This window comes from Candidatus Hadarchaeales archaeon (genome assembly GCA_038823825.1).
Classification (GTDB): Archaea; Hadarchaeota; Hadarchaeia; order Hadarchaeales; family Hadarchaeaceae; genus JAVZGN01.
Genome location: JAWBCC010000001.1, coordinates 137,523 through 146,300, shown reverse-complemented (window position 1 = coordinate 146,300; position 8,778 = coordinate 137,523). Strand labels below are relative to the sequence as shown.

Genomic DNA, 8,778 nt, shown 5'->3' with positions numbered 1-8,778 from the left:
AGTTTCGCCTGAAGCTGGAAACTTTTTCGAAAGATATAAAAACCGCAGAAGAATACTTTAGATGGAGGGAATGAAGAGAGAAATATGTATATTGATTGTGGGCTTTCTGATGCTCTCGCTCATAATTCTACCGAGACCGTCGAAAGCTCAAGCTGTAAACGTCCTGTTTGAGATGGAGGATCCGGAGGATGATGACCACGGAATTGACGACTTCATGTATCCGGAGGACCCCAAGTTTGCTCCTGGAGTTTTCGATCTGACTTACTTTGCGGTCAAGGATGATGGAACAAACATAATCTTCGAACTCACATTCAAAAATCTCGGCGGGAACCCAGATGGTGCTCCACATGGATTCTCCATTCAACTCATAGAGATTTACGTAAACGATGGAACAGGGACTGCCACGTCGGTCATCCCCGTCTCGGACACGGAAACAGAGGATTCGGCGAAGGTCGTAATTCAGAATGGCTGGAAGTGGGCGGTGAGAGCGAACGGCTGGCCGAGAAATTACGGCGGAAGATACAACACACATGGAAGATGGCAAACGGGAGAAGTTTTCGATGTCTTCGTAACAGCTAACCAAGCAACTGGGAAAGTTCAAATAAGCGTGCCAAAATCCGTCGTTGGATCCCCAAGTGAATCAGCTCCTTGGTATTGCACAGTACTCGTCGGCTCTGACAACCTTGGAGCGTGGAGAAAGGTAGCCATGGTTGAAAAATCTCTCATCTTCATTCGCTGGTTACCCGATCCAGATGCTGCCAGAGCAACTTGGCAATCAAGGGTAATGGCTGCAAAAGTCGAACCGAGACCGATGGACATACTTGTTCCTGAAGGTATGACTCAGAAGAGTGTTCTCCTCGGATTCAATGAAAACACTGGGACCTATGCTAGGGTTCCAGCCGTGGGACCAATTCCGGGAAGACCATATTTCACAATCGCGGTAACACCTAGCAGCAGGATTATTCAGGTCGGAAAGTCTGCACAGGTTTCTGTTAATGTTAAAAGATTCCTCGGATATTCACAGACGGTTTCGCTTGAAGCAACAGGATTGCCCAGTGGGGTTAGTGTAAACTTCAGTCCAACCAGTGGGACCCCACCGTTTACCTCAACTTTGACGATCTCAGTTGCAAAAGAAACCACCTCGGGCATCTATGAAATCACCGTTAGAGCAAGCGACGGCACAATTTCGCACACTGCTCCGCTCAAGATATGGGTTGCAGAAAGAGTTGTTGAAATTACCGACCCAGTGGGTGATGATTACGGACCTGGCACCTACAGATATCCGGAAAGCGCATATTTCCAAGGCAAGACGGGTCTGTTTGATATCACAAAATTCATGTTTTTCGAGGATGCGCAGAACTATTATTTCGCCGTGGAGTTCGCCGCCGACAGGCTTGGAGGAAACGTGTGGAGCGGAGAAGCTGGTTTCTCCTATCAACTCGTGGAAGTCTGGGTGGATTGTAAGCCTGGAGGAGAGACCATACCATTTAGCAGGGAGGGGCCGAGAATTAAAATAGAAGAAGCCCACGCTTGGGATTTCGGAATTCAAATAACCGGATTCTACAAGCCACATAAGGCTAGAAGGAATTGGGTGGTCTTCGCAGGACAATATGATGTCATAACTGGAGTTCTTACCGTCTCCTGCGACTTGGCTTCGAGAACGGTCTTGGCTTCCTTGCCAAAAAGTATTGTCAGACAATACCTAGGTGATCTTCCAACTGATTACAAATGGCACGCGGTAATCATTTCTGGCTCACAGGATGGCTTCAGCGAATATTGGAGCTGGAGATTGGCGCTTCCAGAAAACGAAGCAACTCCAGCGGAGAGAGAGTGGAAGATTTTGGGCGCTGACTCGGCCGCATATGCCGTCGGTGTCTCACCGAACGTTCTAGACATAATTGTGCCACCTGGTCGTGATCAAAGAACCGTGCTCTCGGGATTCAACACGAACGCCTTTGGCGTTGAGGGATACACGGTCGTGCCTGCGGTTCCGCTCGTGGCGGAGGTCGAAGCGCCCGTAGAAAAACCCACCGAGATTCCAGTTCTTCCGATCATCGGTGTGATTGTGATTGTGATAATCGTTGCCGCCGTTGCACTGATGAAAAGGAAATGAAACATTTATTACCAGCAAGAGATAATACAAACATTCGAATGCGACTTGCGATACTGTTGGTTATACTTGTCCTTTTGGGTGCTGTCGCACTACTCCCAAGACCATCAAAAAGCCAGACACAAGTCCCCCTTTACATCGCATTCGCTGTTCATTTTCACCAACCGATCTACCATCCTGGAATGCAGATCGGCTGGGATTATTTCAACAGTCCAACGAGTCCTGGTTCAAGCATGACTGTTAAAGATGTCTTCGAAGAGTGTGGCTTCTGCTATCTTAGGCCAGCGACGCTCGTAAACACCTATCCGGAAGCAAAGATAACTGTCCACTTTACGGGTTCGCTTCTGTGGCAACTCGATTTTCTGGCAAAAGAGAATTTCGTTTCAAAAGACACAAGTCTGGCGGGTATCTGGGACGAGTACAGACGGGCGATTCAAACAGGTAGATTGGAACTCGTGATCGATGGTTTCTATCACCCAATATTCCCGCTAATCGAAAGAGAGGATGCACAAATCCACTTCCAGAAGATGCTGGCGTGGTGTAAGAAATATTTTGGAGTTACTCCGAAGGGATTCTTTCCACCCGAACTCGCCTTCAGCGAAAATATAATCCCATGGTTGAAAAGTTTTGGAATAGAGTGGGTCTTTTTCGACAGCTTTCACATCATTGGATCGGATAACACCAAATGGTCCAGAACATACTGTGAGCTGGCTTTCAGGCCGCACCTAGCCGAATATGCTGGAGTTTTTATAATCGTCATTCCAAGGGAGCACTGGCTCGGTCAGAACCAGCAGGATGGCTTCGATCCGGCTTACCTGATTGATCAACTCAGAATAATTCAGCAGTGGAACAACGATCCGAGCAAACCTTTCCTCGTAGTCATACTAAGCGATGGTGAAAACGGATGGATGCGACAGGCAGGAGCCGGATATTACGACTGGTTCTGGCCAGGATTTCTTGAGCGAATCAAAAATGAAGGTTGGATAAGGTTAACCACTATCAGCGAGTATCTGCGTGAAGTCTACCGCCCGACCGACGTGATAAAGATAAAAACCGGCTCCTGGGGAGTAGGCGGAGCAAGATTAGACCTCTCGACTTGGGCCGGTAGCCAGCTAGACAGAGAGATGTGGCAAAGAGTTGCGGAGGTTAGACAACAACTCAAACAAATCGATTCTCAAATTTACGGATCACTGGCAGAGAGCTACATGAAAAGGGCTTGGGGATATTTTGCGATGGCAGAAACAAGTTGCTACTGGTTCTGGGATTCTCAGGATTGGGCACAGAAGTGCTACACAGCCCTGAATCTTGCGCTCCAAGCTGCCGAAAACGCGGTAAAATCTGTGGGGATGTCCGGAGAAGTTCCAAGCGAACTGGGAATCTTTGAGAATTTTCCGATGTGGCTCAACTCATCAATAGAATTCGGTGAACCCGAATTTTCAATCACCGGTAACTCGGAATGGTCTTTGGCTTGCACTTTCACAAACAAGAAAGACTCTTTTCTCTGGATTTCAACTACTGGTGAGCCAATTTCGCAGTTTTCCGGTTTTACTGTGAAGAATAAACGAGTCGTTGAAAGCTGGGCAACCGAAATCGGCGGGCAAAGAATTACGCCCGCCCCATCAACTTTTACATATCTGCCTTACAAACTGCTCAGATCCGCCGGTGGCTGGACCGAAGAAATTTTCCTTCCAGATAACCTAAACGTTTTCTTCGTAAGATACGCAGGAGATTCACAGTCTACCATCAGATTCACACCATTTCTGGATATCTCATATAGCGACGAGGAATACTTCGAGAATGGTGTGCTTGTACTTCATTCTAGGGCGTCCGACAGAGAGAATGTGGCATATGTGGCAATCACCTGTCGAGAAGGAGCCACCTATCAGTCGGGAGGGGGAAGCGCCACGCACGAATATCCTTTCGATGAAATGAGAATAGAAAACAAACAACGGATTTTTTGGAACGTTTATAGAAGTGGAACTCTTGTCGTTGAAAATGCTCGGGATGTCCTATTTGCCATTGCTGTTGGTAAAACCTCTCAGGAAGCCATATCTTTAGCGAGATCGGCGATCAATAGCTATTCCGACCTGCTGGACACAAAGAGATCCAGAATTCTTTCGCTCATACAGTCATGCGAGATTCAGACCTCGGATCCTTCATTAACAAAAGCTCTAAAGCTTGCTGTAGCCTCCGTTGACAGTTTGATCGTGAATGAAGAATTTGGAAAAGTGATATGGGCTGGTCTTCCTTGGTTCAATCAGGGGTGGGGAAGAGACACTTTCATAAGTCTGAGCGGGTCTGCACTCGTTACTGGTAGACTTCAAGAAGCAAAAGAGATAATCCTAAGCTTCGCAGGATTTCAGAGGGAAAGCGACGGTCGCATTCCGAACAGGATTGGTGACTGGCGCGCCTATACGACCTCCGACGCCACCTTGTGGTTCATCATCAGATGCTATGAGTATTATCTGTACAGTGGAGATAGTGGATTTCTCTCCGACATCTTCCCGGTGATCGAAAGAGCGATCGAGAGAACTTGGGCGGTCTACGGTGATCCAACAGACGGCTTCGTCAGAAGTGACAATTTGGAAACTTGGATGGACACTTCGAGAGATCCTAGGATAGGAAAACCCGTAGAGATACAGGCTTTGTGGATAAAGGCTCTGGATGATGCGGCAAAAATTGCTGGAATTTTGGGACAAAATCAAAAGAGTGCGAAGTGGTGGGAGATAGCCGAAAATGCGCGTAAGAACTTTGAAGCTAAATTCTGGAACCAATCGACAGGATACCTCAACGATTATATTACACCCGCAGGGCAGGCAGTGGCTAGAATCCGACCGAACGCTCTAATAGCTATCTCCGTAGCCGAGAATTTGCTTCCCTCAGAGAAAATAGAGCAAGCCATTAAAACTGCGATCTCAAGCGGACTGATAGCGGCGCATGGTGTAAGATCGCTAAATCCGGCGGATCCGCTTTACGTTGGAATTGACGATCAAACGTGGGATCCACCCGCATATCACAACGGAGATGTCTGGCCGTGGTTATCTGGTCCTGCGATAGAAGTCATGGCAGAATCGAATAAGCTTGGGGAAGCTTCACATCTCTTTCATTTATTCAAAAAGCAACTACTCCAGCAAGCAAACGTTGGGGCCATTCACGAGATTAGCGATGGTGATAGAGATAAGCCAAAAGGTTGCTGGACGCAGGCTTGGTCGATTGCAGAATTTTTGAGAACGTATTATCAAGTGTTCCTCGGGGTAAAGCCGTTCGAGAACTATACAGTTATATCTCCTAAACCTCTTGAGAACACGAATCTCCTTTCTGGCAGAACTATTGTGAGAGGGAAGCCGCTGAAGGTCAGTTACTCTTGGAATGAAAATATGCAAAAGGTCGATATCTCTGCGCAAAATGAACAGATTCTGCTTGAGCTGACCCTACCGGCTGGACTTCCTGCTGTAACAGTGGAAATAGATGGCGAAAACGACATAGTGCACGTCGACGGAGAAAAACTTAGGTTAAATCTGAAAGATGTTAATACAAAAACAGTCATTGTATACTATACGGTCGCGCTGCCCGTGGCAGACTTCCGACTTGAAATCATACCATCTCAGATTCAGGCGAGAGCAGGTGAAAATCAAACTGTGGAGTTAAGAATCGAAAATTTGGGGGTGTATGAAAATCTGGTGGAACTCAAAATTTCCGGTCCGTCAGGTTTTCTGCTCTCGGTCTATCCTGAAAATGGCTATCCGCCATTCACGGCAAGCCTGTTCATATCGGTTGGAAGGGAAACCTCAGACGGAGATTATGAGATAACAGTCACGGCTAAGTCTGGATCTTTAGAAAAGAGGAAAACTCTGACTGTAAAAGTTAGAACTCCTTTGCCTCCTGTCGGTCTAAAAATAAAAAACACGAGCTATGTTCTTTTTGGTAATTTCGTGCGAGTTTCATGCCAGACCGAAGGGACAATTGAAAGCGTTTTTGTCGTTTGGTGGACCAACAAAGGTAGTAGCGGAGAAACGCAGATGCAAATCGATCCAACCACCGGGTGGTGGATCGCAGAATTGGGACCATTCGCGGATGTAAAACTCACATTCATGATTAAAGCCATTGGCGGAGGTGAAACCGTCTGGGATCGAGGAGAGAACAATTTGGGATATTCGGTCGAAATATTCGAAGAAAAACCCAAGCTCGACTACACATTCATAGGAGTAAGTATCGGAATCGCAGTGGTGGCTGGCATAATCTTAAAGATCCTTCTCAGTCTCAGATAATCGCCTTTGTCGTCTTTCTATCAAAGATGTGCCACTTCTCCGATGGGAACTCGAGTAAAACCATTTCACCAGGTTTCGGTGCACTCTTCGGATCCGTCCGCATCATGGCTGGAGATTTGCCGATTAGAAGATGAACAAGAACTTCTGCTCCCAATGGCTCAACAACATCCACCTTTGCTTTTATTCCGCCTTTCTTCGTCGAAAAGCATATGTCCTCGGGTCTTATTCCAAATCTCAGTTCCTTGCCAACCAAACCCTTGAGGATATCTTTCAGTTCTCTTGGGACATCCAACACAAACTCTTCAGCCTCTATAACGAGCTTTCCTCGCTTTCTCGTCAAAACACAGTCAAAGAAGTTCATTGGTGGGCTTCCTATGAAACTCGCGACGAATTCATCCGCAGGCTTGCTGTAAACTTTTTCCGGTGAATCGAATTGTCTTATCCTCCCGTCCTTCATTACGGCAACCCTATCGGCCATTGTCATTGCTTCGACTTGATCGTGCGTAACATGAATGGTCGTCACCTTGAGCCTGCGCTGAAGCTTTCTCAGTTCTGCCCTCATTTCGACTCTCAGTTTTGCGTCAATATTGCTGAGCGGCTCATCCCACAGGAAAACTTTCGGTTCACGAACGATGGCTCTTCCAAGTGCAACTCTTTGCCTTTGACCTCCAGATAACTGCGCCGGTTTCCTGTCTAGAAGATTCTCGATTCCCAGTAGATGGGCCGCCTCTTTGACTCTCTTTCGAATTTCTCTCTCATCATATCCAAAATTCTCTAAAGCGAATGCCATATTCTCAAAAACTGTCATGTGTGGATAGAGAGCGTAATCTTGAAAAACCATTGCAACGTTCCGGTCTTTGGGAGGCAAGTCGTTTACAAGCAAATCATCTAAATAGATGTTTCCTTCGTCCGGTGTCTCAAGCCCTGCTATCATTCTGATCAAGGTTGATTTTCCACATCCACTCGGCCCAACAAGAACAACGAGTTCCCCATCCTTAACCTCTAAAGAAACGTTATCAACTGCAGTTACTTGACCAAATTTTTTGGTGACGTTTTCCAGGGTAACGCTTGCCAAGTTTATCAAATAATTTTTACACAGAACTGGGATTTATTAATTTCTCTCAATCCAAAAAAGTTAATATTGAAATTTTTGAATATTTTTTGGTGTGAGGTTGAGTCGAACACCTGGGCTCTTCACATATATGTTGCTTGCAGTTGTTGCTTTTGTAATCCTCATCCCTACTAGACAAATGCTAATACCCAGAGGTGAAATCACGCTCTGGATTGGATTAGTCAGGAGCGAAGTCGAAGCTGTTGAGAATCTCGTCAAAATCTTTGAGAAAGAAGAAGGAACCACCGTAAGAGTTGTCTGGGTAGCAAACATCGAAGATCTAAGATCGAGATACCGAGTTGGTGTTCCCATCGGAAAGGGACCAGATGTTTTGCTCGGTCCACATGACTGGATAGGAGAGTTTGCAGAAATGGGCGTTATCGCCCCAATCACGGACGAATATTTCCCCGAAAGCGAGAAAAGCAAATTCTTTGAAAAGGCTCTTTCTGCGGTAACATATGAAAACAAGATATGGGGTTTTCCATGCCTGATGGAGAGCTTAGTTTTAATTTACAATTCTGGCTTGGTTGAGAACACTTTTGAAGACTGGGAGGACCTTCTCAATTATGCGAAATCCGTGAGAAGACCTGACTTCTTTGGTTTCTATTATCCACATGTCGATCCTTATTACTCTTTTCCGATTATGTCGGGCTACGGGGCATATGTTTTCGGGGATGAAGAGAATGTTGAAAATATAGGACTCGCAAATCCCGGCGCCATTGATGGCGCACGATTCATCCAGCAAATGGTAAAGGACGGTGTCCTACCGATAGATACTACTCTTAATCCCTACTCGGTGCGTGAGTATTTCAAAGCGGGCAGGGCGGCTGTGATAATCGATGGACCTTGGGCCTTCGAGGAAATAAGAAGAGCGGGAATAACCTATAGGATATCAAACTTTCCGAAGCTCCCGAACGGAGAATATCCGAAAACGTTTGTGGGGGTTCAAGTCTGCATGGTCAACCCAAAATCCAAGAACTTTGAAACAGCGATGAATCTTGCGAAATTCCTCAGTAGTGAAAATTCCCAAAGAACTCTGCATCAGGCCGGCTGGAGAATCCCAAGCAGACTTGATGTGCTTGCTGAAATGGAAAATAAGGAAGAGGTTAGAATAGTTCTCGCCCAGATAGAGAATGGAATAATAATGCCCAAAATCCCTGAAATGGACAGTGTGTGGACGCCTTGGACAAACGCTCTGAAGATGATCGTCCTAGGGCAGGATCCTGCATCCACGTTGGAGGAGGCTGTGCAACAGATGAAAGAGTCGATAGCGAAGAGAAGGTGATGTT

4 protein-coding genes are annotated in these 8,778 nt (G+C 46.4%); 3 read left to right on the top strand and 1 reads right to left on the bottom strand.

The window, feature by feature from the left end; genetic code table 11:
• The first annotated feature begins 70 nt into the window (after window positions 1–70).
• Together QXF64_00750 and QXF64_00745 are read left to right on the top strand one after the other, a co-directional pair.
• On the top strand, window positions 71–2,113 hold the full coding sequence (locus QXF64_00750) for a glucodextranase DOMON-like domain-containing protein (GenBank protein MEM1689025.1): 2,043 nt from the start codon (window positions 71–73) through the stop codon (window positions 2,111–2,113).
• Window positions 2,110–6,378: an amylo-alpha-1,6-glucosidase gene (locus QXF64_00745; GenBank protein MEM1689024.1), complete on the top strand. Its 4,269-nt coding sequence runs from the start codon at window positions 2,110–2,112 to the stop codon at window positions 6,376–6,378. Before QXF64_00750 ends, QXF64_00745 begins: the two co-directional genes overlap by 4 nt.
• Here QXF64_00745 and ugpC read toward each other — a convergent pair.
• The gene (ugpC, locus tag QXF64_00740) at window positions 6,371–7,453 is read right to left on the bottom strand and encodes a sn-glycerol-3-phosphate ABC transporter ATP-binding protein UgpC (protein MEM1689023.1); all 1,083 of its coding nucleotides are present in this window, start codon (window positions 7,451–7,453) and stop codon (window positions 6,371–6,373) included. The genes QXF64_00745 and ugpC overlap by 8 nt on opposite strands.
• 91 nt (window positions 7,454–7,544) lie before the next feature.
• On the opposite strand from ugpC, the gene QXF64_00735 reads away from it, so the two are divergent.
• Complete coding sequence (locus QXF64_00735) at window positions 7,545–8,774, top strand: maltose ABC transporter substrate-binding protein (protein ID MEM1689022.1); 1,230 nt, start codon at window positions 7,545–7,547, stop codon at window positions 8,772–8,774.
• The last annotated feature ends 4 nt before the right edge of the window (window positions 8,775–8,778 follow it).

Bases quoted from the DNA above. Each gene is read 5' to 3' on its own strand.
- QXF64_00745 (MEM1689024.1), top strand. From the start codon at position 2,110: ATGAAACATTTATTACCAGCAAGAGATAATACAAACATTCGAATGCGA.
- QXF64_00750 (MEM1689025.1), top strand. From the start codon at position 71: ATGAAGAGAGAAATATGTATATTGATTGTGGGCTTTCTGATGCTCTCG.